The sequence below is a fragment of the Gordonia rhizosphera NBRC 16068 genome (genome assembly GCF_000298195.1).
Classification (GTDB): domain Bacteria; phylum Actinomycetota; class Actinomycetes; order Mycobacteriales; family Mycobacteriaceae; genus Gordonia; species Gordonia rhizosphera.
In genome coordinates, this window is sequence record NZ_BAHC01000200.1 from 1 (window position 1) to 26,701 (window position 26,701).

Sequence of the window (26,701 nt, forward strand, 5' to 3'; positions counted from 1 at the left end):
CAAACGTAGGGTGCTCGACGGCGTCGACATCGGTGTGGCGCAGGGGGAGGTGGTCTCGCTGATCGGCCCGAGTGGGTCGGGCAAGAGCACCTTGCTCCGGTGTATGAATCTTCTCGAGAAGCCCACCGGCGGCAGCCTCGATATCCTTGGAGATCGCGTGGTGGAGGGTGGCCGTTGCACGCTCGACCGCGCCGGCATGCAGCGCATGCGTACACGAGTCGGGATGGTCTTCCAGTCCTACAACCTGTTTCCGAACATGACGGCCAGGCAGAATGTCGTCTTCGCGCAGATGAGGTCGCTGGGTCGATCCCGCGGCGAGGCGGAGGAACGGGCCGACGATCTCCTGCGCCGGGTCGGACTTGCCGAGGTCGCCGGAAACCGTCCTGCGCAGTTGTCCGGCGGGCAACAGCAGCGGGTGGCGATCGCGCGATCGCTGGCGATGGACCCGCAGGTGATGCTGTTCGACGAGCCGACGTCGGCGATCGATCCAGAACTCCGCATCGAGGTCCTCAAGGTCATGCAGGATCTGGCTCTGGGAGGAATGACGATGGTCGTTGTCACCCATGAACTCCGATTCGCCGAACGAGTCGCTTCGAAGATCGCCTTCCTCGCCGATGGCCACATCGTCGAGACAGGTTCGCCCGAACAGATTTTCGGGGATCCGACGCACGAGCGGACGGCGAAGTTCATCGCTGCGATCAGTGAGACAGAGCTATGAACATCCTGGCAGGCCTATGGGAAGGAATCCCGGTGGCGCTTGGTGTCTGGGCCGGTGCGCTGGCCATCGGCATCGTCGTCGGGACGGTGTGCTCGGCAGCTCTCGGGTCAGGGCACCGGATGCCGCGTGGCATCGCACACGTGTGGGTCTCCCTCTTCCGCGGAGTGCCGCCGTTGGTGGTGCTCTTCATCTTCTTCTTCGGGATCGCCACCGGAGAATGGAGTCCGAGCGCGATGGGTGCCGCGATCCTCGGGCTGGGGTTCGTCGCCTCGGCGTACCTGGCGGTGGTCTTCCGCGAGAGTCTCGACGCGGTGCCGACCACGCAGGTCGAAGCCGCACATGCACTCGGCGTCGGGCGGATCGACACGCTGCGGTTCATCATGATCCCGCAGTCGATGCCGCTCATCGCGGCCTCAGGCGGGTCGTACGCGATCCACCTGCTCAAGGACACGGCCCTGGCGTCGCTGATCGGTGTCGTCGACATCACCTACCTGGCGAACTATCACGTCGAGCGCGGCGCGAACGGGATCACCGAGTTCCTCGTCGTGGGCTGCATCTACCTCGTGATGAGTCTCGGTATCGCGGTGATCGCCCGGCTGATCGGCGCGCGACGTACTGAGGTGGCGGCCCGATGACCATGTCGATGATCGCCAACCTGCTCCCAGGACTGGCCACCACCCTGGTCTTGTGGATCTCTGTGCTGCTCATAGGAATTCCGATGGGCCTGTTCGCTGGTCTCGCCCTCCAGTCAGGACCGCGGGCCCTGCGGTGGCCGATCATGCTGGTGACCCAGATCGGCCGCGGATTCCCCGCTCTGGTGACCTTGTACCTGGTCTACTTCGGACTCCCGGAGTTGAACGTCACGGTGACCGGGTCGGTCGCGCTCGTGGCGGCGTTCAGTCTCACGACGGCGAGCTACTTAGCCGAGGTATTCCGGTCGGCCATTGCGGCCGTGCCCGGCGGGCAGCGGGAAGCCGCAATGGCACTGGGCGTCCCGGTCTGGAGCGCAACGACCTTCGTCGTCCTGCCACAGGCCCTCCGCATGGTCATCGCCCCGGTCCTCGGCTTCGCCGTCCTCGTCCTCCAAGGGACATCGCTGGCATACAGCATCGGCGTCCAGGAACTGCTCGGCGTCGCGTACAGCGAGGGCACGATGAACTTCGACGTCTTCGACTACCTGCTGATGGCGGGGGCGTTCTACCTGATCGCCTATCTCCTCCTGATGTGGGCTACCTCGGCCGTGCGGCGAAAAGCAATGTCGTTCCAAGACAAGAGAACCCGCGTTCTGACGTGAATAACCGCATCTCGAGAAAGAACATGATGATGAAGAAACTCCCCCTCGTCGGCGCGGTGTGCGCCGCAACGCTCATGGCAGCCGCGTGCAGCAGTACCGAAAGTCAGGTTCCCGATAACTGCAAGTCCGAGTGGAACTTTCCGACTGTGTCTTCGGGAGTGCTCAAAGTTGCTGCCGTCCAGCAACTACCGTCAGTCGACGTATCGCCGAACGGTGATGTCCAGGGTATCGACTCGACACTGCTACCCGATTTCGCGATGCAGGCATGCCTGACCATCGCCTGGCAGCCGCTGGCCGGGCCGGCCGCGGTCTCGGCGTTGAGCGAAGGCAAGGTCGACATCGGTGCCGGAGGTTGGTACAAGACACCGGCCCGCGGCAAGGTGGTCGGACAGACCGACACCGTCTGGTACGACAGCCCCGCGATCGTGTCGAACTCCGGTTACCGCAGCATCGAGTCCCTCTCGGGCAAGAAGATCGGTGTGGTGGGCGGCTCGTTGTTCGAGGCGCCGATCAAGGAGGCGGTCGGCGACAACAACGTCGTGGTCTTCCAATCCATCGACGCGGTGTTCCAGGAACTGGCGTCAGGACGGATCGACGCGGGCCTGGGCAGCGGGGCGGTACTGACGCACCAGGTCTCGACGCGAAACTCCGACGCGAAGGTCGAGACGCTGAGCCCGGACGCGCGGTATCCGAAGCTTACGAGTCCCGGTGAACCCAACTATCCGTACACCAAGTCGAACACGGAGCTCGGTGCGGCGCTGAACTCCTTCATCACCGCTGCCCGAGAGGATGGCACGGTCCGCGACGCCCTCGAGCAGAACGGACTGTCTGCGCCGAGCTACTTCACGGGACCGCAGTCATGACGACGGCCACGCCGGGTACCTCCCTCACCGGACGCATCGCGCTTGTCACCGGCGCCGGGGGCGGAGCGCAGGGCGGGATCGGTGCCGGAATCGCGCGGTGCCTAGGTCTTCGTGGCGCCGCGGTCTGCGTCAACGACATCTCGGATGAGACGGCCCAGCGCACCGTGGACTGGCTGACCGACGACGGTATCCCGGCGTTTCCCGTCGTCGGGAATGTCGCGGACTCGGACGATGCCAGCGCCATGATCGGACGGGTCGAACGGGAGGTCGGGCCGATCGACGTCCTGGTCAACAATGCCGGCATCGTCGGGCGGAGCTCGGTGCTGAACACAACCGACGACGAATGGAGTCGGGTGCTCCGCGTCAACCTCGACGGCCCCTTTGTGATGTCCCGCGCCGTTCTGCCGCACATGCGGTCCCGCCAACACGGCCGCATCGTCAACATCTCGTCGATCGCCGGGACCCGCACCAGCTATCTCGGCGGAATCGCCTACACCTCTTCGAAATCCGGCCTGCTCGGGCTGACCCGGCACTTGGCTGCCGAGGTCGCGCAGTACGGGATCACCGTGAATGCGATCCTCCCCGGCATCACCATGACGCCGCTCGTGGAGTCGGCGACGACCGAGGAATCCATCGCCGCGATATCGCAGATGGTGCCGTCCGGCCGCGTCGGGCGACCGGCGGACATCGGGTGGACGGTGTGCTTTCTGGCCTCCGACGAGGCCGGCTATGTGTCGGGGACCGCAGTTCCCGTCGACGGGGCCCTCACCGTTCTCCCCGGCGATTTCAGTGGATACCGAACCAATTCCGGCAAAGATGTCGGCTGACCAGATCGCGAGTACACAGAAGATGAACGACACACTTCACCAATCCCATCCGTGTCCGACCGTCCAGCTCCGTGACGGGGAATGGACCATTCCCGGGTACCGCTGCACGTCGTGCACATACGCCAGCGTCCTCGACACCCGGCGCTGCCCCGCGTGTGCAAGTGAGGTCGTACCCGCGGCTTTCGGGCCCGAGGGTGAGATCTGGAGCCACACGGTCGTCCGGATTCCGTTCAACCACCGTCGGCCGCCCTACGCGATCGCCTACGTGGATCTCGATGGCGGTCCCGCTCGGGTGGTGGCGCACATGGCGTCGGACACCGACGCTGTCAGCGTCGGTGCCCGGGTGCGGCTCAGCGCGCCCGCCGACAACGGGGACGTCATGGTCGAGGTGATCGCATGACACCGGAGGTCGTCATCGCCGGTGTCGGCACGTCCGGCTTCGGCAAACAGGAAGCCGGTCTCGAAGAGCTTGCGTGGCAGGCGATCAGCGAGGCCCTGGATGCAGCGGGCACCGATCCCGGCGAGATCGATGCCGTGGTGGTCGGTACCGTGTTCAGCTACCCGGGGGTGGCCCATCGAGTGCTCCGAGCGGCGGGAATCGCCGCGACACCGATCATCACCGTCGAGAATGCCTGCGCCAGTGGGACACTTGCGGCACACACCGCGATCGAGGGAATTCGTAGCGGAACCTACACGACCGTTCTGGCACTCGGGATCGAGAAGATGTCCGATTCCATCTCCGGGGCCATACCGTCGGATCCCGGTGACGCCGACGGGGCAAGTGGGCTGGCGCTACCCGCGATGTATGCGATGACCGCCCAGCGCTACCGGGCGCAGTACGGCGTCACACCGGAAGAGCTGGCAGCGGTCTCGGTCAAGAACCACGAGCATGCGATCGCCAACCCCCGGGCCCAATACAGCGGCTCGTACTCGGTGGACGACGTACTCGACTCCCGGATGATCGCTGACCCCCTGACCTTGCTCCAGTGCAGCCCCATCTCCGACGGTGCGGCAGCGGCGGTGTTCCGTGCCGGTCGCCCCACCGACGGGCCGGGCACGGTGAAGGTCCTGGCCAGTGCCCTGGAGAGTGGGAGCCCATGGCCGGGCAGCGACGGTCACGTGTGGAACTACGAGCTGATCCAGCGCACCGCCCAGACGGTGTACTCCGCGGCGGCGATCACCCCCGAACAGATCGACGTCTTCGAAATCCACGACGCCTTCACGATCGGTGAGATCGTCACCATCGAGGCCCTGGGCATCTGTCCGCCGGGTACCGGAGCCAAGGCCGCGGTCGAGGGCACCACATGGCGGGGTGGCAGAGCTCCGGTCAACCCGTCCGGTGGCCTGCTGTCACGGGGGCATCCACTCGGCGCAACGGGAATGGCGCAAGTCGCCGAGATCTTCTGGCAACTGACCGGTCGAGCGGATAAGCGTCAGCTCACCGACCCGCGTATCGGCGTGGTGGAGACCATGGGCGGCAACGTCACCGGGTTGAACGGAAACGGTTGCGTGGTCATCGCATTGAGCGCGAACTGACAATCGACAACACAATCGAAAGAAGCAGAAAGCACCATGACCATCCTCGATCGTCCCTGGAATCTCCTTCGCCCCGGTCTCACCGAGAACTCACAGCGGGTCGCAGCCCGGTTCGGTTCGGACACCTACACCTACCGGGCTCTTGACGACGCGTCCGCGGCGCTGGCCGCGGGACTGTCGGCCGAGCTCGCGGTCGGCGACCGCGTGGCCCTGCTGTTGGGAAACCGATTCGAATATCTCGCCGCAGACCTTGCCATCATGCGCGCCGGTCTCGTCAAGGTTCCGCTCAACCCGATGCTCCCCGCTCGGGACATCGTGCACATCCTGGGCCACAGCGGCTCGCGCATCTTGCTGGTGTCCTCGGCCCTCACCGCAGTGGATGAGGACCTTCTGACAGAAGTCGCGACTCAATGCCCTGACCTCCAGGTCATCGACGTCGACACCGAACGCTACGCCGAACTCGTGACTCCGAGCCGGTCCGCCGCCGAGCGTGAGGTCGGACCGGGCGACGCTGCCGCCATCTACTACACCGGCGGCACCACCGGAAAGCCGAAAGGCGTTGTCCACTCCCAGAGCTCGATCGCGACCAATCTCCTCGCCCATATCCTCGAGCCCGAGATCCGGCGAGACGAGATCATGCTGCTGTCCACGGCGCTCTCGCACTCTGCGGGCGCGTTTGCCGCGGCGGGCCTGGCCAGAGGGGCGACGCTGGTCATCCTGGACAAGTTCGCGCCCGAGGAATTCTGTTCTGCTGCCGCTACCTTCGACGTGTCGTGGGCCATGGTCGTGCCCACCATGCTCTATCGGCTTCTGGACCACATCGAACAGCACCAGGTCGATGCGCCGGCACTCGACACCTTCGTCTATGGATCGGCACCCATCACTCCCAGTCGGCTGAAAGAGGCGATCGATGTCTTCGGACCGATCTTCATCCAGCTGTTCGGCCAGACCGAATGCCCCAACTGGGGAACAACACTGACCAAGGGCGATCACCGGAGCGCGGCCGACCAGCCCACCCTCCTCGAGTCGGCCGGTCGGCGCAGCACCATGGCCGAGGTCCGGGTGATCGACGACCAGGGACAGCCGCTGCCATCAGGGCAGGTCGGCGAGATCTGCCTGCGAGCCCCATACGCGCTCATCGAGTACCACAACAATCCCGAGGCGACTGCCGCAACCATCGTCGACGGGTGGGTCCACACTCGCGACGTCGGATATCTGGATGACAACGGTTACCTCTTCCTCAAGGACCGAACGTCGGACATGATCATCTCCGGGGGGTACAACGTGTACTCCTCCGAGGTCGAGTCCGTGATCGCGACCCTGCCCGGCGTACGGCAGGTCGCGGTGATCGGTATCCCCGACCCCGATTGGGGGGAGGCCGTATGCGCCGTGGTCGTCCACGATCAGGCCGACAAGCTGACCGAGGACCAGTTCCGAGGCATCTGCCGCGACGCGCTCGGCGGGTACAAGTCACCCAAGTCCGTCCGGTTCGTGCAGGACATCCCCATGACGCCGTTCGGCAAGGCCGACAAGAAAGCGTTGCGGGCGCCGTTCTGGGCAGCCGAGAGCCGGGCGATCTGACATGGCGCACGCACCGACCGAGCGACGCGTCGTCTGTGGAAACGTACCCGTCTTCCTCGCCGACTCCGTGTCCTTCCTCTCCGAGGACGACCGCGGCGGATATGTGGTGTCCGCATCGCACGGTGGGATCAGCGCGGCGGAGCACGCGCTGATCTTCGCTCCCGCGGTGATCTCGTTCAACGATGCGGGTGGCGGCAAGGACGATGCCGGGTTCCGGGCACTGGACATCCTCGACGGCCACGGCATCTCTGCCTTCTGTGTCAGCCACGAGACAGCCCGGATCGGAGATGCCCTTGACCATTGGGAAAACGGAGTGGTTTCCCGGGCGAACCGGTGTGCCGAGAGCATCGGGATTCGATCGGGCATGACGACCTTCGACGCGATCGCTGCGGCGGTGTCCGTGCCCGGTCAGGCCGCCGGCGTCGGGCGGTGACGCCTGCAGCCGAATCTCACATGTCGGGCCACGGGTTCACATGCGGGGCGCGGTTCGCTACGGTTCTAGTATGTGGGCTCACCGTTTCACTATGTGAGAAATGCACGTTCGGGGATCAACGAGGGAGGTGGAGGGATGGTGGCGACCCCCACGGTGTCGGCCGCGCGACGGTGGAGCATTCTCGGCTGTTCGCTCATGGCGGCGTTGGCGACCGCCTCCATCGCCGGCGGAGTCGCCTTCCTGATCCCGGAATTGCAGAGCTCGGCAGGTATGTCCCTGCCGCAGGCCTCCACTCTCGCGGCTGCCGCCGGCGTGGGTCTGTTGCTCACGACGGTGCCCTGGGGATGGGCGCTGGATCGACGCGGCGAGCGGGAGATCCTGCTCATCTCGCTGTCGGCGACGGTGGTGGTGACCGGTGCGGCCGTCGCCGCGGCTGCGACCCACCAGGCCTTCTGGATCATCGGACTGCTGTTGCTGCTTGCCGGAGCCGTTTCGGCCTCGACGAACGGGGCCAGCGGACGGATCGTGGTCGGCTGGTTCCCGCCGGATCAACGGGGGACCGCGATGGGCATCCGGCAGATGGCCCAGCCGTTGGGCATTGGTGTGTGCGCGCTGACGGTTCCCGTGCTGGCCGAGCAGTTCGGCGTGGCCGCCGGACTCTCGGTCTTCTTGGTGGTGGCCGTGGTCGCACTGCTCGGGACGGTCGTGGGGATCATCGATCCACCGGTGCACGCGCCGGTCAGGAAGCCCGACGGCTCACCGGCTGTCGCCGAGAACCCCTACCGGCGAAGCTCGTATCTCATCCGTATCCACCTCGTCAGTGTGTTGTTGGTGATCCCGCAACTGATGCTGTGGACGTTCGTCCCGGTGTGGTTGATCGACGATCGGGGCTGGGCGGCGGCGACCGCAGGCGTGCTGGTGACCGTCACCCAGATCCTGGGTGCGCTCGGACGTATCGGGGCAGGCCGCTGGTCCGACGTCTGGGGTTCGCGGATGCGGCCGGTGCAGGTGATCGCCATCGTGGGCGCGATCCTGATGGCCGGTCTCGCGGTCACCGATCGGATCGGGAGCCCTGTCGCGGTGATCTTCATGGTCGCCGCCTCGATCGTGGCCGTCGCCGACAACGGACTCGCCTTCACCGCGATCGCCGAGTACGCCGGACCGAGGTGGAGTGGCCGGGGTCTCGCGATCCAGAACACCGGGCAATACCTCATCGCGTCGCTCAGCATCCCGGCGATCGGCGCCATCATCGCCGCGGCCGGCTACCCGGCGGCGTTCGGATTGGTAGCGCTGGCACCGCTGCTCGCCATCGGCATCGTCCCGGTCGCGCTCGAGGTCCGTGACGACGCCAACGACTGAGGGCGACGCCGCTGAGGCAACGACTGAGGTCGACGCCCGCCGAGGCGGCCGTCGGCGGACCGGATGCGGAAGTCCTTTCGGCCATGGTCACGCTGCGTGACCCGGTCTTGGGATCCTCCTGGATCGTCCTCAGGGAACGAGTCGGAGCTGATGCCGGGTGGCATGTCGCCACGGTGCAATAAGTGTCTCGAAGTGTGCAGGGGTGAAACTCGAGCCGACGAGATCGCCAACCGACAGCGCTGCCGCCGCATCCCTTATCGTCGCCACTGCTTCGGGCGTGATCAGGTCCTCGGGTCGCGGTGCCGCGAGGTTTCCGAATCGAGGTTCCCAAGCCGCGGCCTGCGATCGATACCACTGGTCCAGGCGACCTGATGCGGCAGCGACTTCGCGGGCATGCGCCCACGCGCCGAGTCGTCGGTGACTATCGGCGCCGAGATCGAACGTTGCAGACCCGGTGTCATCCATCTGCTCGGAAACCTCGAGTGCGTGGATGACCACGGCGCGCCAATTGGGTCCGAACGCGCGATGACACTCGACGTCGGAGATCTCGAACCGGTCCAAGAGGTCGAGCACATCGGCGACCGTGTCCGGACGGAGGTCGTAGCTGCCGGGCAGATGTGGTGAGAGAAGCTGGAAGACGACGAAGGCTTCCCCACGTCGCGGAGTGCTGCGTAGGAGAAGATCGAGAACACCCGTGTGGACGTCGGTGATGAAGACACCCCGCGGCGACGTCGACTGCCGCAGAAACCGTGCGGCGTTTCCCGGCAGCGACCATAGTCGGTCGATCATCTCGGCGTCTGCAATCATCGGGCCTCTCATTTCTGGATGGGTGCACGATCAACGTTCGATGTGTGGACGGGTCGTTCAGGGCGACTCCCACGGTCGAGGTCTCCGTACACCTCCGGCGCAAACAGCTGCGATCGACTGGGGATACGGCCCCTCGGCTTGGCGCTGATGCGCTTATGATATATGAGTCGTGTATCGACGATAGTTCAGGCGTTCCGGGAGGTCAAGGGATCGGCCGCAGTCTGGTGCATTGCGCGAATTCATTCGGCGTGACGCTTGACCGATGCGTGTGGGTGACATACCTTGCAAGCAGAATGATGTGTTAGAGGGCACATCAAATATTTCAGAAGGTCGGACCGGAATGTCACACCAGCTCATCGACCCGCTGCTTCAGCCCTTCACCTTGAAGAACGTCACCCTGCGCAACCGGGTGGTCAGCACCTCGCATGAACCCTCCTACACCGAGGAGGGCATGCCCAAGCGGCGCTATCGCCTCTACCACGAGGAGAAGGCGAAAGGCGGGCTCGGGCTGACCATGATCGGTGGTTCGGCGGTTGTGGCACCGGACAGTCCCGCGGCGTTCGGGAACCTGCACGTCTACAAGGACGAGATCGTGCCGTGGTTCCGCGAACTCGCCTACGGAGTGCACGAACACGGCGCGGCGGTGATGTGCCAGATCACCCATCTCGGGCGTCGTACGAGCAACTATGACGGCGACTGGCTTCCGGTGATCGCGCCTTCGCCGATCCGGGAACCGGCACACCGTTCCTTTCCGAAGGCGGCCGAGGAGTGGGATATGGACCGCATCGTCCGTGCCTATGCCGACGCCACCGAACGTTGTCGCGAGGCCGGCCTCGACGGCATCGAACTCGAGGCGTACACGCACCTCCTGGACTCCTTCTGGTCGCCCTTGACCAATCATCGCGACGATGAGTACGGAATGGCCAGCCTCGAGGACCGGCTGCGCTTCCCGCTGCGGGTCATTCGCGCTGTACGTGAAGCTGCCGGACCGGATTTCGCCGTCGGCATCCGGATGTCGCTCGACGAGGACATGCCCGGCGGGCTGCAATGGGACGACGGCGTCGCGATCGCGCAGCGCGTCGTCGAGGAGGGCGTCGACTTCATCAGCGTGATCAAGGGATACATGGCCAGCGACGAAGCGCTGTCGCGAGTCATCCCTCCGATGGGCACCCCGGTCGCACCGCATCTCGAGTTCGCGGGCGCGGTCAAGCAGGCGGTCTCGGTCCCGGTGATGCATGCCTCGCGTATCAACGACGTGGCGACTGCCCGTCACGCGATCCGCGACGGACTCGTCGATCTCGTCGGCATGACCCGCGCGCACATCGCCGACCCCCACATCGTCGCGAAAATCCAAGCGGGTCAGGAAGATCGGATTCGTCCCTGCGTGGGGGCGAGCTATTGCCTCGACGAGATCTACCAGAATCGCGATGCGAAGTGTGTCCACAATCCGTCGACCGGACGTGAGGATCGGATTCCGCATGATGTCCCAGCGGCCACCTCCCCGGCGAAGACCGCAGTGGTCGTCGGGGCCGGCCCTGCCGGACTCGAGGCCGCGCGCGTGCTGGCCGAGCGTGGGCACCGCGTGGTCGTGTTCGAGGCCGCCGACGCCGCGGGTGGGCAGATCCGTCTCGCCGCGTCATCGCCGCGCCGCCGCGATCTGATCAGCATCGTCGAATGGCGGCTGGACGAGTGCAAGCGACTCGACGTCGATATCCGCACGAGCACCTATGCCGAGTCCGACGACATTCTTGCCGAGAACCCGGACATCGTGGTGATCGCGACGGGCGGAATGCCGAACAACGAGTTCCTCGCCGAAGGGTCCGCGTTGGTGACCGACGCCTGGGACATCCTCTGCGGTGCGGTTCGGCCGCGCGGTGAGGTCATGTTCTACGACGACAATGGCGGGCATCCCGGCCTGGACGCGACCGAGATGATCGCGCGCACCGGGACCCCGGTCGAGTTCGTGACGCCCGAGCGAACGTTGGCGCCAGACGTGGGTGGGGTGAACTATCCCGGCTATTTCAAGGTCTTCGCCGAGCACGACGTCCGGGTCACCCTCAATGAACGCGTGACCGGGGTCCGGCGCAAGGACGGCCGCCTCGAGGTCGACCTCTACAACGAGTACGCGCATGCGACCCGCCAACGCGTGGTGGATCAGGTGGTCGTCGAGCACGGCACGCTGCCGCTTGATGACCTGTACTTCGAATTGGTGCCGGGATCGACCAACCTGGGCGAGGTCGACCAGCAGGCACTGATCGATGTGCAGCCGCAGGAGGTCACGCGGAACCCGGAGGGAGGCTATCAGCTCTTCCGGATCGGAGATGCCGTCGCCAGCCGCAACATCCATGCCGCGGTCTACGACGCGTTCCGTCTCTGCCTGGTGCTCTGAACCTGTTCCCCACTGACCGGATCGCAGCATCAGTCGACCCCGGCGCTCGTCTTCTCGCCCCGAGGGAGAAGACGAGCGCCGGGGTCGACTGATGTCGTCAGAACATCTGTCGGATGCCGTCCTCGAACTCGCGGACATGTGTCTCCGCCAGGAGTCGGGCCCGCTCGCCATCGCGATCCAGGATCGCCTGTAACACCTCGGACTGTCCGTGGACGTGGTGATTGAGGTCCGGAAGTCGCTCGAGGGCGAGATTCCACATCCGGACCGAGAGGTCGAGGCTCTGACTGAGCATGTCCAGCAGATACGGGTTGTGTGACATGCGATGGATGGCCCGGTGCACGTCGACGTCGAGTGCGAGCAGTTCTTCGGGGTCAGTTGTCGCGTCGAGTTCGTCCACCAGTGCCTGGAGTTCCTGACGCTCCTCATATGTGGCCTCGGCGGCGGCGCGCTCAGCCGCCAGCCCCTCGAGCCGCTCACGGATGTCGCAGATGGCCTGCAGGTCGGCGAGGTGCAGGTCGGCGACATAGCTGCCGCTCCGCGGGTAGACGACGACGAGACGCCCGTAGGCGAGGCGTTTGATCGCCTCACGGACGGGAGTGCGTCCGACGCCGAGTTCGGAGGCGAGTTGTTCCTCCTCGATCGGCGCACCGGGCGGGAGTTCGAGCGACACGATCTTGTCTCTGATCGCGTCGAAAGCCCGATCTGAGAGCAGCCGTGTCCCGGCAGGCCGACGGTGGTCCGAATGAGCCGAACGTGCACCTGTCATGCTCAGGCCTTCCTTGCGAGAAACACAATGCAGTCCCACTGAGATGTCAGTGTGTATCGAACGTACATCAGTCCGGCGAATTGTCGAGGGCTGCCGCTCCTCCGACCGTGTGATCGGCTATTAATATATCAACTATGTGCCAAACGTGGTATGCGCAGGTCCGCCGGCACGTCCCGCGGCCCCCGTGGTCGGTGCGGTGGGGCGGTGGGGCGCGCGACGACGTCTCCGGGGTTACCCCGGGCGGCAGGCTTCATCGACATTGATATATCATTGTTCGCGCAGAACACTGCCAGCTGGTGAGAAGCAGGATCCACTACGTACGGAAGGGGCAGGTGATGACAGTTCTGGGAGCGGACATGTTGGACGTCGATCCGGAGACCATGTCGTTGGCGGACCGCGCGTACCTGACCATTCAGGACAAACTGATCATGCTCGACATCCGGCCAAACGAGGCGGTCGTCGAGAGTGAACTGGCCAGTCAGCTCGGTGTGGGACGTACGCCGGTCCGCGAGGCGCTGAAGCGACTGGAGGCCGATCGGCTGGTCGTGTCCTTCCCCCGGCGAGGAACCTTCGCCACCGGCGTCGACGTTGCCGACCTGCGGCACATTTCGCAGATCCGCATGAGCCTGGAGCCGGTTGCAGCACGAACTGCCGCCGAGTCTGCCTCGTCCGCTATGCGTCAACAGCTGATCGAGCTGGCTGACCGGACCGAGGCCCTCGATCTCGAGAACATCGAGCGTCATGAGCTGATGCGCTGGGATTTGCGCGTGCATCGCGCGATATACCGCGCCACGGGCAATCCGCACCTCGAGGATGTGCTGGTCCGCTACGACAATCTCGCCAGCCGAATCTTCTGTCTGTTCCTCGACCGGCTGCCAACGGTCGCCCAGCATGTGGCAGAGCACACCGAACTCTTGCGCACCATCGCGGCGGGCGATGCCGATGCCGCTGCGCAGATCGCTCTCGACCACGTGACCGGCTTCGAGGAATCCGTCCGCGCGATCGTCTGAGCGCGGCACCGCCCCACCCGCACGCCGAAAGTCCGAGCCGGTCGCACCAACGGTGTCCATCCGGACTCTTTCCACGCCGGCGATCCCTGTGTCGGGCATGCGTCGTTTGTCGGATTATGGCTCTCGCCAGTGATCGACAGCTGGTATATCTTCTGGTAGTTTGGCAGCCAGCCGCTGGTCAGCCACTTTTGTGCGATTTGACGCACCCCGTGCGACGTGTTGCCGTTTGAGCGACGTGGCGCAATGTGCGTATGGTTGCGTTATGAGCAACCCGAGTTCTGAGGCCACCGGCGGTGGCGTGCAGTCGGTCGACCGCGCCATCCAGGTGCTCGAGATTCTGGCCCGACTCGGGGAGGCCGGTGTCACGGAAGTCGCCGCCGATGTCGGGGTGCACAAATCAACCGCCTCGCGGCTCCTGTCTGCTCTCGAAGAGCGCGAGATGGTGGAGCAATCGCAAGACCGAGGTAAGTACCGGCTGGGTTTCGGAATCCTTCGTCTCGCAAGTGCCGTACCCGCCCAGCTCGACATCACCCACCAAAGCCGTGTTGTCACCGAGCGACTCGCCGCCGACCTCGGGGAAACCGTCAATGTTGCCGTTCTCCGCTCGCACTATGCGGTCAACGTCGATCAGGCCAAGGGTCCTTCCGCGGTGTCCACGCAGGACTGGCTCGGCGAGCTGACGCCGTTGCACGCCACGTCCAGCGGAAAGGTCTTGTTGGCCTATCTTCCGGAAGGCTCCCGGCATGCGCTCCTCGAGGCGGGTGGCCTGGAGCGTTTCACGAAACGAACGATCACGTCGATCGATGATGTCGATCGGGAGCTCGAGTCGGTGGTGGGGAATGGCTTCGCCGTGTGCATCGAGGAGTTCGAAGAAGGCCTCAACGCGGTTGCCGCTCCGGTACGTGATCATCTGGGCGAGGTGATCGCGGCGATCAGTGTCTCGGGTCCCGTCTACCGCCTCAACGAGGCGAAGGCCCGGGAGTGCGCGCCTGCGGTCGTGTCGGCCGCGGCCGAGATCAGCTGGCGGATGGGTTATCAGGGCTGACTGCTCCAAGGATCGATCCGGACCCATCTCTCCTCGGTGGCGCTCAGTCGTGCGGTTTCCGTTGGTGTGTCGAGAGCGGCTCTGACCCAGGCGGCTTGTGTCCTGGATCATGAACCTTCTGATACTTGACACAGATCACATTTCCCGTGGATCATTCCTAGGTACGCAAAGGGTTGCGCATTGCGCAACCGAGTATCTGTTAGGCGAAGAGTTCTGGCGGCCCAGTGGCGATGCGGGCCGGTGTCCACCTTTTCGCTGAGACCGCCATCGCCGCCCGGTGAGATAGACGAAGGACCGGTTGGCCACTGGTGGTCCATGTCCCCCTGCGATTTCGGCCGCCGTTCATGTCCGGGATCGATGCACCGACTCCCGCGGTGATCGATGTGCCGGCCGGCCCGCACGCCGTCGGTCCGAGGTGTTGGTGTCGCTCTCGTCGGATATCTCGGCGCTTTTCTGTTCTCATTCGACAGATCGATCAAACACTCTGCAGTTCAACGGATTTCACCCGCCGTCCGATGTCCCTGTCGGCCGGTGGGTGTCGTCGTGTGCCGGGCATGTCGGGGTCTGGGATCGCACCCGAATGGGGGGCGAAAAAGTTCTCTGAAACTCCTTGACAAGCCCCCGGGCGACCCACAGACTGTTGCGTAATACGAATCACGTTTCGTTATTCGCACTCGTTACGTCTCACAGATCCGTCACCCGAACTTATTGAGAGGCTGCGACCATGATCGAAGTCTGTCCCCTGTCCGACCTGCCTCCCGGTGAGGCAATCCGGGTCGAGGCCGATCCGGCGATCGCCGTTTTCCACACCGAAGACGGCGAGATCTACGCGATCGACGACACCTGTTCTCACCAGGACGCCTCGCTCGCGGACGGCTGGCTGGAAGGCTGTGAGGTCGAGTGCCCACTGCATGCCTCCAAGTTCGACCTGCGCACCGGTGCGGTCGACGCGCCTCCGGCAAAGCGTCCCGTCCGCACGCATGTCGTGCAGATCGAGGACGGCATCATCTGGGTGGAGCCGAGCACCGAGGTACCGAATCTGCCTCCCGACGTCCGTGCGCGTCTCGGGGAAGGGGCACAGAAGTGAAGCATGTAGCCATCGTCGGTGCGTCACTGGCGGGTCTGTCGGCCGCTCGTGCGTTGCGCGCCCAGGGATTCGCCGGTCGGCTGTCGGTGATCGGCGAAGAGGCCCGTCGGCCGTACGACCGTCCGCCGCTCTCCAAGGCATTCCTGACCGGCGACATCGCCGAGATGGATCTCGCACTCGAGGACGAGGACGACGAGCTGGACGTCAACTGGATCCTCGGCAACGCCGCCACGCGCCTCGACACCTCCTCGGGTGCAATCGAACTCGCCGATGGCACCCGGATCGACGCCGACGGCGTCGTGCTCGCCACCGGATCGCGAGCCCGCCGCTGGCCCGGCTGCGAAACGATGGCCGGCGTGCACGTGATCCGCACGATCGAGGACGCCATCGCGCTCCGCGGGGACCTTCGTCCCGGCGCTCGGCTGGTCGTGATCGGAGCCGGGTTCATCGGCGCCGAAGTCGCCTCCACCGCTCGCAAGCTCGGACTCGAGGTGACGGTCGTCGAAGCCGCACCGACGCCGCTCGTCGCCCAACTGGGCGGACACTTCGGATCGATCGTCGCCGCGGCCCACGCACACAACGGAACGACGCTGATCTGCGGTGTCGGGGTGGCCGGTCTCGCGGGCGGCGACCGAGTGACGTCCGTCGATCTCGTCGACGGACGTTCACTGCCGGCGGATGTGGTAGTCGTCGGCATCGGTGGCATCCCGAACATCGAGTGGCTGGACGGCAGCGGACTGACACTGGGCAACGGTGTGATCTGCGGCCGCGGCGGCGAGACCACCATCCCCAACGTCGTCGCGGTGGGTGACTGTGCCGCCTGGTTCGACGAATCCACGGGCGCCGCACATCGGGTGGAACACTGGACCGGTGCGCTGGAACGACCCGCCATTGCGGTCTCCACGCTGCTCGCGGGCGGTGTCCACCAGGGCACTCCGGCCAAGCCGCCGTACTTCTGGTCGGACCAGTACGGTTCCCGAATCCAGTTCGCCGGCATGTCCCGGCCGGGTGACGAGATCGTCGTCGAGGCCGGCAGCTGCGAGGAGCGCAGCTTCGTCGCGACGTACCGACGCGACGGTCGAATCGTTGCGGTGCTCGGTGTCGACCAGCCGCGCCTGTTCAACCGATTGCGCCGTCAGCTTGTGAGTACTCCTGCTGCCGCCTGATCCGGCCGCACCACCCCTCAGTCCCATCACCATCGAACTCGCTCGACAAATCCGAATCGGAGGAAACCGTTCCATGACGACAACCCCCAACGCTCCCAGCCTGCCCGACAGCCTCATCTCCACGCTGGCCGGGCACTACTACACCGATCCCCAGGTGTTTGCGCTGGAGCAGGAGAAGGTCTTCGAGGCCATGTGGTTCTGTGCGGTCCGCTCGGCCGATCTCGACAAGCCGGGTGCCTTCAAGACCGTCGAGGTCGGCCGTGAGAACGTATTGATCAGCAGGTCCCGCAAGGGCGAGATCCGTGCCTTCTACAATGTGTGCCGGCACCGCGGAGCGCGTCTGTGCACCGAAGAGAGTGGCGAGGTCAAGCGCTCGTTCCAGTGCCCCTACCACGCCTGGACATACGATCTCGACGGCAAGCTGATCGCGGCCCCGAACCTCACCAAGATGCCCGACATCGATCGTGACGAGTACGGTCTGAACAAGATCGCGGTCCGCGAATGGCTCGGGTACGTCTGGGTTTGTCTTGCCGACGAGCCGCCGTCCTTCGAGGATTCGGTCATGGCGGACGTCGTCGCCCGCCTCGGCGATGTGGAGTCGATCGACCACTACACGATCGCCGATCTGTCGCTCGGTCGCCGGATCGTCTACGACGTCAAGGCCAACTGGAAGCTCATCATCGAGAACTTCATGGAGTGCTACCACTGTGCGACGATCCACCCCGAGCTGACCGAGGTGCTCCCGGAGTTCGCGGATGGGTACGCGGCCCAGTACTACGTGGGCCACGGCGCCGAGTTCGGTGAGGACGTCAAGGGATTCACCGTCGACGGGTCGGAAGGACTCGACCACATCCCCGGCGTCGGCGAGGATCAGGACCGTCGCTACTACGCGATCACCGTCCGCCCACAGGTGTTCATCAATCTCGTCCCCGACCACGTGATCATCCACCGGATGTTCCCGATGGCCGCCGACCACACCATCGTCGAGTGCGACTGGCTGTACATGCCGCACGTCGTCGAATCGGGTAAGGACGTGAGCCGTTCGGTCGAACTGTTCCACCGGGTGAACTCGCAGGACTTCGAGGCCTGCGAGCGCACCCAGCCGGCGATGGACTCGCGTACCTACCGCAACGGCGGTGTCCTGGTCCCCAGTGAGCACCACATCGGTGAGTTCCACGACTGGCTGAAGAGCAAGCTGGCCGAGTGACCCGTCGGCGTGTGAGGCCATCGACCGGCTGAACCAGACGCACTCCCGCACAAGGCATCGATCCCGGGCCCCGCATGGGCCCGGGATCGATGCCTTTCCGGCGTTTGCCGGCCCGGCCGAGCCGGGAGCGTGCGGCATCCAGACTCGAACGACTCGCGATCACCGACTGCGGTGCACAGACCGGTGCCGAACGCATGCCGACCTCCACTGCCGGAGTCGTGGATTCTCTCTGGCGCGTTCCGCGGAACGCTCCTACCGGTGTGCGCGCCGATCTGCTCGATGGCTTCGGCCTTGATCAACACTGTGGGCCGGCCTTGATCAACGCGGCCACACTGCTCCGCTCTGGTATCGGCTGCGGTGAGTGCATCGAGTTGATCGAGCAGGACAGTCGCACCTGGGTAGCCGATACGACGAAAGAGAGGAACCCGCCCGCCGGGGTGGCGGACGGGTTCCTCTCATCGGATTCCGAGAACGTCAGGTCAGGTTTGCCGTCTCGGTACGATCATCACCGGAACCGGGACATGACGGATGATCTTCGAAGCCGCCGATCCCATGAACACCTGGGTGAAGGGACCTGCGGCACCCGATCCGAGCAGCACCATATCCCCGGGCTTCCACGTGATGTCTGCGACCGCGGACGGCCAGTCGGTGCCGGTGCCGACGACGAGATCGACATTCGGGATCGACAACGTTGCACGGGCTTCGTTGAGTTGTCGACGAACCGCGTCGGTCGTCTTGTCTATCCATTGTCGGGTGACCAGGTTTTCCGCCGAGCGCTCGATGGCGCCGCTGAACATCACAGGTGGGCGCACCGTGAACGACGCGATCCGCAGCCTCAGGTTCCACTTGGTCGCGATTTCGGCGCCGGTCTGGATGAGGTGTCCGGTCGCGGCGGCCCCTCCATAGGAGATGGTGAGCCGCTGTACGGGCACCGGGGACGACGGATACCCACGCGGGGCGATCGCCACCGCGACTGCGGCCGTGTGCACCAGACGTTCGGTGACGCTGCCGAGAGCAATGCGGCCGAGCAAGCCCGACGACGACGACCCGACAACCACGACGCTCGCATGGTGTTGACCTGCGAGTTCCATCAGTCCCCGGGGGATCGAACTCGCCTGGTGGATCACAAGCGAGATGTCGAGGTCCGTACGCATCGCAGCCACTGCCTGCTCGAGTGCCCGCATGGTCTGCTTCCCTAGATATGCCTGGTATTCGCGCTCGACCGGGTCGTTCTCCAGTACTTCCGAGCGTTCGAGAACCGCGGCCGCGATGATCTTCTCGCCTGTGGTGCGCGCGATCTGCGCGGCGAGATGAAGCGGCGCGCTCCCGTGGCTCCGGGCACTGAAGCCGGCGATGATCGTCATTTGGCCAGCTCCGCGTGGACTGCTTGGTTCGCGACCACGTGGGTTACCGGGATATCAGGGTGCTCGGAGCGGGCGCGATCGACGACCTCGAACCGGTGCCACACCGACGCCTCGGCGGGCAGGGTGGCGATCACGATCTGGTCGGGCCGGAAGGAATCGACGGCATCGGCAAGCGCCCGGAGCGGGCGGAAGTCGCCTCGGACGCCCTCGACATCGAGGTTCTCCGACCGCATGGTGGTGACTGTGTGATCCAGGCGTACCTGCGCTGCCTCCTGGGTGGCCTCGAGCACGTCGAGAGGTCCGTGCGTTGCCGCTACGCCGGTCTCGATCGGGCTGTCCGGAACAACAACCAGATACTTGGCAGTGCTGGCGGCGCCGATGCTCCGCAGTTCGTCCAGCAATTCTGTGGAATCGGCGGTTTCGTTGGCCAGGACCAGAACCCGCTGCGCCTCCTTGGCGGGTCCGGCGCCTTCGATCTCGGGCCGGCGATTGAGGTACCACTTGTTGGAGAAGTAGAGCGCGATCACCACGGCCCATGACAGCAGGCTCAGCACCAACTGCGATCTCGAATCCGACTCGATCCCCATTTGCATGAGGATGGCGACGATCGCCACGACCGTGAATATCGACAGCGCGGGGAACAGCCACATCTTGACGCGGAGATTCTCCGAACCGGTCCGGTAGCGCAGCACGACCTGCGAGACCCCGATCAGGCAGTAGACGAACAGGATCACCGCGCCGCTGGAGTTCAGCAGGAACGAGAAGACGTGATTGGGGGAGACCGCGGCGGCGATCACGCAGAGGAAACCGACAACCGAGGACACGAGGATCGCCACGGCGGGCACGCCTCGTTGGGTGACCCGAACGAATTGCTGAGGAGCTTCGCGGCGTGCGGCGAGCACGAACAGCATCCGAGATGCTGTGTACATACCCGAGTTGAGGCAGCTCAGTACCGCCGTCAACACGACTGCGTTCATGATGTGGTTCGCGTAGGGCACACCCATCTCGGTGAACGCAGCCACATACGGGGAAGCGGCAACCGAGTCACTGTTCCACGGAACGATCGTGACGAGCAGGAACATCGAACCCACGTAGAAGATGGCGATCCGCATGATCACGGAGTTGGCCGCCTTGGCAACGGCACGTTCGGGGTCGTGCGACTCGGCCGCAGCGATTGTGGCCACCTCTGCGCCGGTCATCGAGAAGATCACGGTGACGATGGCAGCGGTGATCGCCCAGGCACCATTGGGGAAGAAGCCGCCATGGGAGGTCAGATTCGAGAAGTCCATGGACTTGTGGGGCCAGATGCCGAATATATAGCAGGAGCCGATTGCCAGGAACACGATGATCGCGGTGACCTTGATTCCGGCGAACCAGAACTCGAATTCACCGAAGGAGGATACCGAGAACAGGTTGGTAACGGTCATGGCGGTCAGCAGGATGAGCGAACACAACCACAAGGGGATTCCGGGAATCCAATACTGGACGATCTTGGCACCGGCAATTGCCTCGAAACCGACGATGATGACCCAGAAATACCAGTACAGCCATCCGACGGAAAAGCCCGCCCAACCGCCGAGCGCGTTGCGCGCATAGTCGGCGAAAGAGCCGGTCGAGGGATTGGCAACGGCCATTTCGGCGAGCATCCGCATCACCATGATGACCAGGAACCCGCATAGAGCGTAGGGGATGAATGCGGCCGGTCCGGTGGCGTGGATAACGACTCCGGAACCGACAAACAATCCAGCTCCGATGACGCCGCCGATGGCAATCATCCTCAATTGTCTGTCGCTGAGGCCCTTTTTGAGGGCTGGCGAAGTACCCATGGCGCGACTCCATTCTCTTAGAAATCGAAGCGCGAGTGCGCTCCTGTTGGCTATGGGTTGGGAATTGATGTTGTCATCGCGATCTACCGGCAGACCCGAGAAGGTCGTCGCCTTGAATCCAACTGATACATCAGTCATATACTGTAGTGCGGATCACTCGTTCCCTACAAGGGATCGGGGCTATTACGAACATTGTCCGATTCTCTGACCGGCCCCTCGAGAATTGGACCGTCCCCGACCTGTCAACACACAAAACTCGCACTTACACACGAGACTTCGTGTGTAAGTGCGAGTTCTGTGTGTCGACCGGGACTCCCGTCAGTCGTCGATCTGGGTCAGCATTCGACGAAATTGACCGGAACGTTGACCGCCAGGCCTCCGGTGGAGGTCTCTTTGTACTTCGAGTGCATGTCCTCACCGGTGGACCGCATCGTTTCGATGACCTGATCGAGACTGACACGATGGTCACCGTCGCCGCGAAGTGCCATCCGGGCGGCGTTGATAGCCTTGCCCGCCGAGATGGCGTTGCGCTCGATGCACGGAATCTGCACGAGCCCCTCGATCGGATCGCACGTGAGGCCCAGGCTGTGTTCCATTGCGATCTCGGCAGCGTTCTCGACCTGCTCTGGTGTGCCGCCAAGGATCTCGGCGAGTCCCGCGGCGGCCATCGACGCAGCGGACCCGACCTCTCCCTGGCAACCGACCTCGGCGCCGGAGATCGAGGCGCGTTCTTTGTAGAGCGATCCGACAGCCCCCGCGGCAAGCAGGAACCGGATTGTGGTGTCGTCGCGGTCGCGCCTACCTGCCGGGGTGTAGTTCATCGCGTAGTGCAGGACGGCCGGCACGATGCCTGCCGCGCCGTTGGTGGGGGCGGTGACGATGCGCCCGCCCGACGCATTCTCCTCGTTGACCGCCAGCGCGACGAGATTGACCCAGTCCTCGGCGAATTCCGGTCGGCGATCCGGATCTTCCTGGTCGAGTCGTTCAAACCAGTCCTTGGCCCGCCGACGGACCCTCAGAGCGCCCGGAAGCAGTCCGTCGCGGCCGATACCACGATTCTCGCAGTCGACCATCACGTCGCGGATATGGAGCAGCCGGTCGTGAATTTCGGTGGTGGTGCGGGTTTCGCGCTCGACGTCGAGCATCACATCACTGATGCTGCATTTGTTCATGGCGCACAGCTCGAGGAGCTCTTTGCCGGAGGTGAAGCCGAGCGCCTGTGTTTCCGTCCGGTTCCCGACTGCATGGCGGCTCTCGGCCTCGGTCACCACAAACCCGCCGCCGACGGAGAAGTAGGTCTCACGGTGCAGCTCAGTGCCGTCGGCGCCGAAGGCGGTGATCGTCATGCCATTGGGGTGGAACGGAAGGATCGTCAACGGCCGTAGCACCATGTCCGACTCGGTCAATGCGATGTCACGCACTCCTCCGAACCGGATGTGCCCGGTGGCGCGCATCCAGGCGAGCCGTTCTTCCATATGTTCGGTCTCGAGTTCGTCGGGCTGATGTCCTTCCAGTCCGAGGAGTACCGCTGTCATCGTTCCATGGCCGGCGCCCGTGGCGGCCAGCGAGCCGTACAAGTCCACGCGCAGGTCGGTGGTGTCGTCGAATGCGCCGAGGGTGCGCAGGTCGGACACGAAGCGAGCCGCGGCACGCATGGGGCCGACGGTATGCGAGCTGGACGGTCCGATGCCGACGGAGAAGAGGTCGAACACGCTGATGGTCATAAGATCGCCGATCTGCTACGGAGTGCGTGGGCCAAGGGATCGGACAGGGCCGGAGTGCACTTCCAACACCTACTGATGGTCACCAAGCACAACACTGTGCTGATAGCCAAGTGATATATTAGTGACGTCGTCAACCGTAGGTCAGGTTGGGCGGTTCGGTCAACCCCTGACGAGCGCATCGATACCGTCCTCGATGGCGGAGAGCAGCAAAAAGGATCCGCTGACGACGACCGGTCCGTGACTCATCTCCAGCGCGATGTCGAGCGCCTCGCGAGGGTCATCGACGGAGGTGACGGGCAGGCCGGCTGTCCGCGCGACCTCGGCCAGCTGCCATGCGGCCAGCGGATCGGTGTCGGCCTCGGGTATCCGGGTGACGACAACATGCTCGGCGACCGGAGTAATGGCGGCGATCGCCCCCTGCGGATCCTTGTCGCCTTTCATCGCCAGCACCCAGGTGGCCCGTTGTTCCGGGTGTACGGCGCGAAAGGTGTCGACGAGCGCGGCAAATTTTATGTGATTGTGGGCGCCGTCGAGGATGACCTCGCGACCGCGCACAACATGCCGCTGGAATCGGCCCGGCAGTGACGCGCTGGACAACCCACGATGCACCGCATCGGGAACCAGATCCCATCCGTCGCGGGCGGAGAGGTGTTCGGCTGCGCGGAGGGCAAGCATGGCGTTGTTGCCTTGATGGTGACCCGGCAGTCCCAGTGGGTAGTCCGCACCGTCGAGGTGAAGGACGGTTCCCTCAGGCGTGACCGTGGTGACCGCATCGTGGTTGCCGACCTCGGTAAAGGTGCATCGTCGGGTTCGCGCAGCATCGAGCAGCGCGGTGTGCACGCTGCTTTGATGGGGCCGCAAGAAGATGCCGTGACCTCCCACGGGGAGGATGCCGGCCTTGTGGTGAGCCACCTGGGCGACGGTGTCACCCAGTAGGTCGGTGTGATCGAGACCGATGCGGCCGATGACCGCGAGCTTGTCGGTTCGGGAGATGGTGTTGGTGGCATCGCGTAGTCCGCCGATTCCGGTTTCGATCACCGAGTAGTCGACAGACATCGATGAGAAATGATGGAAGGCAATGGCGTTCGCAACTTCGAAAAACGTCGGTGTGCCCATCGTGGACCTGCCCAGGCGCGCCACCGACGGTGCGATCGAGGTGACCGCCTCGACGAAGGCGGCATCACTGATCGGTTGCCCGTTGATCTGGAATCGCTCGAGGATCGACCGCACGTGCGGCGACATGTGTGCGCCGACCCGCAGGCCGTGGGCCGTCAGAATCGAAGACAGAAATGCGCTGATCGAGCCCTTTCCGGCGGTGCCGGCGATGTGAATGGTGCGGACCTGATCCTGGGGGTTATCCAGTGCCCGGAAGAGCGCCGTCGCGCGGGCGAGGCCAACGGACTTGCCACCGCGGGGCAACGCGTAGAGGTACTCGGTTACGTGATCGAGGTCGGCGAATGCGGTCCGGGGCATTGAAGAACACATGATTGAACTATCATATATCACCAACCAAAAGACTGATATATCAACTCGGAATCAGTCTGCTCGCGCATCGAACCCACGAGAGGTGGCATGGCGATGGTCCGCACGCTGCTGATCGACAACTACGACTCCTTCACCTACAACCTGGTCGACCTGGTGGCCGCGGTCAACGGGTCGCCTCCGGTGGTGGTGACCAATGACGTCACATGGGAGTCGATCGATTTCTCCGCATTCGACAATGTCGTGATCTCGCCCGGCCCGGGACACCCGGGTGTGCCGCGCGATTTCGGTATCGCGGCGCGAGTCATCACCGAGTCGGGTCTGCCGGTCCTCGGGGTGTGTCTCGGTCATCAGGGGGTGTGCGCGGCCTTTGGCGCTCGGGTGGTGCATGCCCCGGAGCCGATGCACGGGCGCGTATCCGCGGTGCACCACGACGGCGTGGGCTTGTTCGCCGGCGTCCCGTCGCCGGTGCTGATGACCCGCTACCACTCATTGATGGTGGTCGACCTCCCCGCGGAGCTGCAGACACTCGCGACGACCGACGACGGAGTGGTCATGGCCGTACGGCATCGTGATCGACCTCTGTGGGGCGTGCAGTTCCATCCCGAATCCATCGCCAGCGAACACGGACTCACCATCCTGAAGAATTTCCGCGATCTGAGTCTCGCCGACTCGGTGCCGACACTGACCGCGCCACAGCAGGTTTCACCGGAGGTGCCGGATTCACCGGGCCGGTTTGTGCTCGAACATGTCGCCATCGATCACGAGCCCGATCCCGCCCGTCTGTATGAGCGACTGTTCGCCGACCGCCCCGGGGCCTTCTGGCTCGACGGCACCGCGCGCCGTGATGCGGGAGCGCGGGTCACCATCATGGGGGATTGCACGGGTCCCGACGCCGAATACCTCACCTACGACGTGACGACCAGGTCCGTGCGGATCGACCGGGGCCTCGAGAGCCGGACTCACCGGGTGCCGTCGCTCTTCGATTTCCTCGAGAAGTCCCTGCGCGACCGCGCGATCGTTCCCGACCCGGCACTGCCGATCGACTTCCACCTCGGATACGTCGGATATCTCGGCTACGAACTCAAGGCCGAGACCGGCGGGCAACTCGTGCATCGATCGCCGCACCCGGACGCCGCGCTGGTTTTCGCCGATCGCGCGGTCGTCATCGATCATGATCGCGGCTGTACATATCTGCTGACCCTGCGTGCGCAGCACGGTGCGGATGCGCACCGATCGTGGCTCGACGACACGGCGGCCGCGGTCGTCGACGTCGATGCGTGTGCACCATATGAGCGGCATGCGCCGCTGATGACCGCGGCCGAGCACGCACCGCCGCGACTGCGCCACGACGCTGCGGCCTACCGCGCGCGGATCGAGGCAAGCATGGATCTGATCCGCGACGGTCAGACCTACGAGGTGTGTCTGACCAACTGCGCCACCGTCGACGGGCCGGTCGACGCGGTGGACGTGTTCGATCGGGTACGCGCACTCAATCCCGTCCCCTATGCCGCGCTCCTGCAATTCGACGGTCTGTCGGTGATCTCTGCGTCCCCGGAGCGCTTCGTTCGCGTGCGCCCCGACCGCACGGTGGATTCGGCGCCGATCAAGGGCACCCGGCCGCGCGGGCAGAACGAGTCAGAGGACGCGCTGTTGCGGCACGCGCTGCGTAGTAGCGAGAAGGAGCGGGCCGAGAATCTGATGATCGTCGACCTCGTGCGCAACGAATTGTCACGGGTGTGCGAACCGGGTTCTGTGCACGTTCCGGAGCTGTTCGCGATCGAGTCCTACGTCTCGGTCCACCAGCTCGTGTCCACTGTCGCCGGCACCCTGCGCCGCGATACCCACCCCGTTGCCGCCGTTCGGGCGCTTTTCCCCGCCGGATCGATGACGGGAGCCCCGAAACTGCGCACCATGGAGATTCTGGATCACCTCGAAGCGGGGCCTCGCGGTGTCTACTCGGGTGCGCTGGGTTACCTGTCCCTGTCGGGTGACGTCGATCTGTCCGTCGTCATCCGGACGATGGTCGCTACCGACTCAGGCGTCGAGTTCGGTGTCGGCGGCGCCATCACCGCTCTGTCCGATCCGGCCGAGGAATACGCCGAGATCCTCGTCAAGGCTACCTCCTCGCAGCGTGTGCTGTCCGAACCTGTGCTGTCCGAATCCGTTACGGCTGACGCCCGGTCGGTGCCCGTCGCGGGGTGATCCTTCCCCGAG

At 64.6% G+C, this 26,701-nt stretch carries 23 protein-coding genes; 17 read left to right on the forward strand and 6 right to left on the reverse strand.

What is annotated here, in order from left to right; genetic code table 11:
* Positions 1-10 precede the first annotated feature (10 nt).
* The 10 genes from GORHZ_RS24200 (at position 11) to GORHZ_RS24245 (ending at position 8,611) form a co-directional block, all read left to right on the forward strand.
* Entirely contained in the window at positions 11-718 is a 708-nt protein-coding gene (locus GORHZ_RS24200; RefSeq protein WP_051999053.1) for an amino acid ABC transporter ATP-binding protein, read from the forward strand.
* Complete coding sequence (locus GORHZ_RS24205; RefSeq protein ID WP_006337790.1) at positions 715-1,353, forward strand: amino acid ABC transporter permease; 639 nt, start codon at positions 715-717, stop codon at positions 1,351-1,353. The genes GORHZ_RS24200 and GORHZ_RS24205 overlap by 4 nt, the downstream gene beginning before the upstream one ends.
* Complete coding sequence (locus tag GORHZ_RS24210) at positions 1,350-2,012, forward strand: amino acid ABC transporter permease (RefSeq protein WP_006337791.1); 663 nt, start codon at positions 1,350-1,352, stop codon at positions 2,010-2,012. The genes GORHZ_RS24205 and GORHZ_RS24210 overlap by 4 nt, the downstream gene beginning before the upstream one ends.
* A gap of 146 nt (positions 2,013-2,158) precedes the next feature.
* Entirely contained in the window at positions 2,159-2,875 is a 717-nt protein-coding gene (locus tag GORHZ_RS24215) for a substrate-binding periplasmic protein (protein ID WP_157205345.1), read from the forward strand.
* Positions 2,872-3,702 carry an SDR family NAD(P)-dependent oxidoreductase gene (locus tag GORHZ_RS24220; RefSeq protein ID WP_006337807.1) on the forward strand — a complete coding sequence of 277 codons (831 nt, stop codon included), beginning with the start codon at positions 2,872-2,874 and terminating at the stop codon, positions 3,700-3,702. Before GORHZ_RS24215 ends, GORHZ_RS24220 begins: the two co-directional genes overlap by 4 nt.
* Positions 3,703-3,724: 22 nt before the next feature.
* Positions 3,725-4,102 (forward strand): Zn-ribbon domain-containing OB-fold protein, encoded by a 378-nt coding sequence (locus GORHZ_RS24225; RefSeq protein WP_006337808.1) that lies wholly within the window; start codon positions 3,725-3,727, stop codon positions 4,100-4,102.
* Positions 4,099-5,238, forward strand: a complete 1,140-nt coding sequence (locus GORHZ_RS24230) for a thiolase family protein (protein ID WP_006337809.1) — start codon at positions 4,099-4,101, stop codon at positions 5,236-5,238. The genes GORHZ_RS24225 and GORHZ_RS24230 overlap by 4 nt, the downstream gene beginning before the upstream one ends.
* 36 nt (positions 5,239-5,274) lie before the next feature.
* A complete protein-coding gene (locus GORHZ_RS24235; protein WP_006337810.1) occupies positions 5,275-6,819 on the forward strand; it encodes an AMP-binding protein in 1,545 nt (514 codons plus the stop codon).
* A 1-nt stretch (position 6,820) separates the two neighbouring features.
* A complete protein-coding gene (locus GORHZ_RS24240) occupies positions 6,821-7,252 on the forward strand; it encodes a hypothetical protein (protein ID WP_006337820.1) in 432 nt (143 codons plus the stop codon).
* A gap of 135 nt (positions 7,253-7,387) precedes the next feature.
* Complete coding sequence (locus GORHZ_RS24245) at positions 7,388-8,611, forward strand: MFS transporter (protein WP_006337821.1); 1,224 nt, start codon at positions 7,388-7,390, stop codon at positions 8,609-8,611.
* A 129-nt stretch (positions 8,612-8,740) separates the two neighbouring features.
* Here GORHZ_RS24245 and GORHZ_RS24250 read toward each other — a convergent pair whose 3' ends face one another.
* Entirely contained in the window at positions 8,741-9,418 is a 678-nt protein-coding gene (locus GORHZ_RS24250; protein ID WP_006337822.1) for a hypothetical protein, read from the reverse strand.
* 340 nt (positions 9,419-9,758) lie between these two features.
* Between GORHZ_RS24250 and GORHZ_RS24255 the strand changes: the two genes are divergently transcribed.
* The gene (locus GORHZ_RS24255) at positions 9,759-11,807 is read left to right on the forward strand and encodes an NADH:flavin oxidoreductase (protein ID WP_006337823.1); all 2,049 of its coding nucleotides are present in this window, start codon (positions 9,759-9,761) and stop codon (positions 11,805-11,807) included.
* 97 nt (positions 11,808-11,904) lie between these two features.
* Here the strand turns inward: GORHZ_RS24255 and GORHZ_RS24260 are convergent, their stop codons facing one another.
* The gene (locus GORHZ_RS24260) at positions 11,905-12,573 is read right to left on the reverse strand and encodes a GntR family transcriptional regulator (protein WP_006337825.1); all 669 of its coding nucleotides are present in this window, start codon (positions 12,571-12,573) and stop codon (positions 11,905-11,907) included.
* Positions 12,574-12,908: 335 nt separating this feature from the next.
* On the opposite strand from GORHZ_RS24260, the gene GORHZ_RS24265 reads away from it, so the two are divergent.
* The 5 genes from GORHZ_RS24265 (at position 12,909) to GORHZ_RS24285 (ending at position 18,088) form a co-directional block, all read left to right on the forward strand.
* Complete coding sequence (locus GORHZ_RS24265; protein WP_006337828.1) at positions 12,909-13,583, forward strand: GntR family transcriptional regulator; 675 nt, start codon at positions 12,909-12,911, stop codon at positions 13,581-13,583.
* 262 nt (positions 13,584-13,845) lie between these two features.
* On the forward strand, positions 13,846-14,628 hold the full coding sequence (locus GORHZ_RS24270) for an IclR family transcriptional regulator (RefSeq protein ID WP_006337829.1): 783 nt from the start codon (positions 13,846-13,848) through the stop codon (positions 14,626-14,628).
* Positions 14,629-15,352: 724 nt separating this feature from the next.
* Positions 15,353-15,715 carry a bifunctional 3-phenylpropionate/cinnamic acid dioxygenase ferredoxin subunit gene (locus tag GORHZ_RS24275; RefSeq protein WP_006337830.1) on the forward strand — a complete coding sequence of 121 codons (363 nt, stop codon included), beginning with the start codon at positions 15,353-15,355 and terminating at the stop codon, positions 15,713-15,715.
* Positions 15,712-16,881: an NAD(P)/FAD-dependent oxidoreductase gene (locus tag GORHZ_RS24280; RefSeq protein ID WP_006337831.1), complete on the forward strand. Its 1,170-nt coding sequence runs from the start codon at positions 15,712-15,714 to the stop codon at positions 16,879-16,881. Before GORHZ_RS24275 ends, GORHZ_RS24280 begins: the two co-directional genes overlap by 4 nt.
* Positions 16,882-16,954: 73 nt before the next feature.
* Positions 16,955-18,088 (forward strand): aromatic ring-hydroxylating oxygenase subunit alpha, encoded by a 1,134-nt coding sequence (locus GORHZ_RS24285; protein ID WP_006337832.1) that lies wholly within the window; start codon positions 16,955-16,957, stop codon positions 18,086-18,088.
* A gap of 479 nt (positions 18,089-18,567) precedes the next feature.
* Here GORHZ_RS24285 and GORHZ_RS24290 read toward each other — a convergent pair whose 3' ends face one another.
* The 4 genes from GORHZ_RS24290 to GORHZ_RS24305 all read right to left on the reverse strand — a co-directional run bounded on the left by GORHZ_RS24290 (position 18,568) and on the right by GORHZ_RS24305 (position 24,487).
* Complete coding sequence (locus GORHZ_RS24290; RefSeq protein ID WP_006337833.1) at positions 18,568-19,452, reverse strand: universal stress protein; 885 nt, start codon at positions 19,450-19,452, stop codon at positions 18,568-18,570.
* Positions 19,449-21,278 (reverse strand): amino acid permease, encoded by a 1,830-nt coding sequence (locus tag GORHZ_RS24295; protein WP_006337834.1) that lies wholly within the window; start codon positions 21,276-21,278, stop codon positions 19,449-19,451. Before GORHZ_RS24295 ends, GORHZ_RS24290 begins: the two co-directional genes overlap by 4 nt.
* 335 nt (positions 21,279-21,613) lie before the next feature.
* Positions 21,614-23,002, reverse strand: a complete 1,389-nt coding sequence (locus tag GORHZ_RS24300) for an L-serine ammonia-lyase (protein WP_006337835.1) — start codon at positions 23,000-23,002, stop codon at positions 21,614-21,616.
* Between the two features lie 159 nt (positions 23,003-23,161).
* Entirely contained in the window at positions 23,162-24,487 is a 1,326-nt protein-coding gene (locus GORHZ_RS24305; RefSeq protein ID WP_083877425.1) for a bifunctional folylpolyglutamate synthase/dihydrofolate synthase, read from the reverse strand.
* An 87-nt stretch (positions 24,488-24,574) separates the two neighbouring features.
* Between GORHZ_RS24305 and pabB the strand changes: the two genes are divergently transcribed.
* Positions 24,575-26,689, forward strand: coding sequence for an aminodeoxychorismate synthase component I (gene pabB, locus GORHZ_RS24310; RefSeq protein ID WP_006337837.1), 2,115 nt, complete (start codon positions 24,575-24,577; stop codon positions 26,687-26,689).
* Positions 26,690-26,701: the final 12 nt, after the last annotated feature.

Excerpts from the sequence above, each read along its gene's own strand:
- GORHZ_RS24205 (WP_006337790.1), top strand. The coding sequence starts at position 715 with ATGAACATCCTGGCAGGCCTATGGGAAGGAATCCCGGTGGCGCTTGGT.
- GORHZ_RS24210 (WP_006337791.1), top strand. The coding sequence starts at position 1,350 with ATGACCATGTCGATGATCGCCAACCTGCTCCCAGGACTGGCCACCACC.
- GORHZ_RS24220 (WP_006337807.1), top strand. The coding sequence starts at position 2,872 with ATGACGACGGCCACGCCGGGTACCTCCCTCACCGGACGCATCGCGCTT.
- GORHZ_RS24225 (WP_006337808.1), top strand. The coding sequence starts at position 3,725 with ATGAACGACACACTTCACCAATCCCATCCGTGTCCGACCGTCCAGCTC.
- GORHZ_RS24230 (WP_006337809.1), top strand. The coding sequence starts at position 4,099 with ATGACACCGGAGGTCGTCATCGCCGGTGTCGGCACGTCCGGCTTCGGC.
- GORHZ_RS24235 (WP_006337810.1), top strand. The coding sequence starts at position 5,275 with ATGACCATCCTCGATCGTCCCTGGAATCTCCTTCGCCCCGGTCTCACC.
- GORHZ_RS24240 (WP_006337820.1), top strand. The coding sequence starts at position 6,821 with ATGGCGCACGCACCGACCGAGCGACGCGTCGTCTGTGGAAACGTACCC.
- GORHZ_RS24245 (WP_006337821.1), top strand. The coding sequence starts at position 7,388 with ATGGTGGCGACCCCCACGGTGTCGGCCGCGCGACGGTGGAGCATTCTC.
- GORHZ_RS24250 (WP_006337822.1), bottom strand. The coding sequence starts at position 9,418 with ATGATTGCAGACGCCGAGATGATCGACCGACTATGGTCGCTGCCGGGA.
- GORHZ_RS24255 (WP_006337823.1), top strand. The coding sequence starts at position 9,759 with ATGTCACACCAGCTCATCGACCCGCTGCTTCAGCCCTTCACCTTGAAG.
- GORHZ_RS24260 (WP_006337825.1), bottom strand. The coding sequence starts at position 12,573 with ATGACAGGTGCACGTTCGGCTCATTCGGACCACCGTCGGCCTGCCGGG.
- GORHZ_RS24265 (WP_006337828.1), top strand. The coding sequence starts at position 12,909 with ATGACAGTTCTGGGAGCGGACATGTTGGACGTCGATCCGGAGACCATG.
- GORHZ_RS24270 (WP_006337829.1), top strand. The coding sequence starts at position 13,846 with ATGAGCAACCCGAGTTCTGAGGCCACCGGCGGTGGCGTGCAGTCGGTC.
- GORHZ_RS24275 (WP_006337830.1), top strand. The coding sequence starts at position 15,353 with ATGATCGAAGTCTGTCCCCTGTCCGACCTGCCTCCCGGTGAGGCAATC.
- GORHZ_RS24285 (WP_006337832.1), top strand. The coding sequence starts at position 16,955 with ATGACGACAACCCCCAACGCTCCCAGCCTGCCCGACAGCCTCATCTCC.
- GORHZ_RS24290 (WP_006337833.1), bottom strand. The coding sequence starts at position 19,452 with ATGACGATCATCGCCGGCTTCAGTGCCCGGAGCCACGGGAGCGCGCCG.
- GORHZ_RS24295 (WP_006337834.1), bottom strand. The coding sequence starts at position 21,278 with ATGGGTACTTCGCCAGCCCTCAAAAAGGGCCTCAGCGACAGACAATTG.
- GORHZ_RS24300 (WP_006337835.1), bottom strand. The coding sequence starts at position 23,002 with ATGACCATCAGCGTGTTCGACCTCTTCTCCGTCGGCATCGGACCGTCC.
- GORHZ_RS24305 (WP_083877425.1), bottom strand. The coding sequence starts at position 24,487 with ATGTGTTCTTCAATGCCCCGGACCGCATTCGCCGACCTCGATCACGTA.
- pabB (WP_006337837.1), top strand. The coding sequence starts at position 24,575 with ATGGCGATGGTCCGCACGCTGCTGATCGACAACTACGACTCCTTCACC.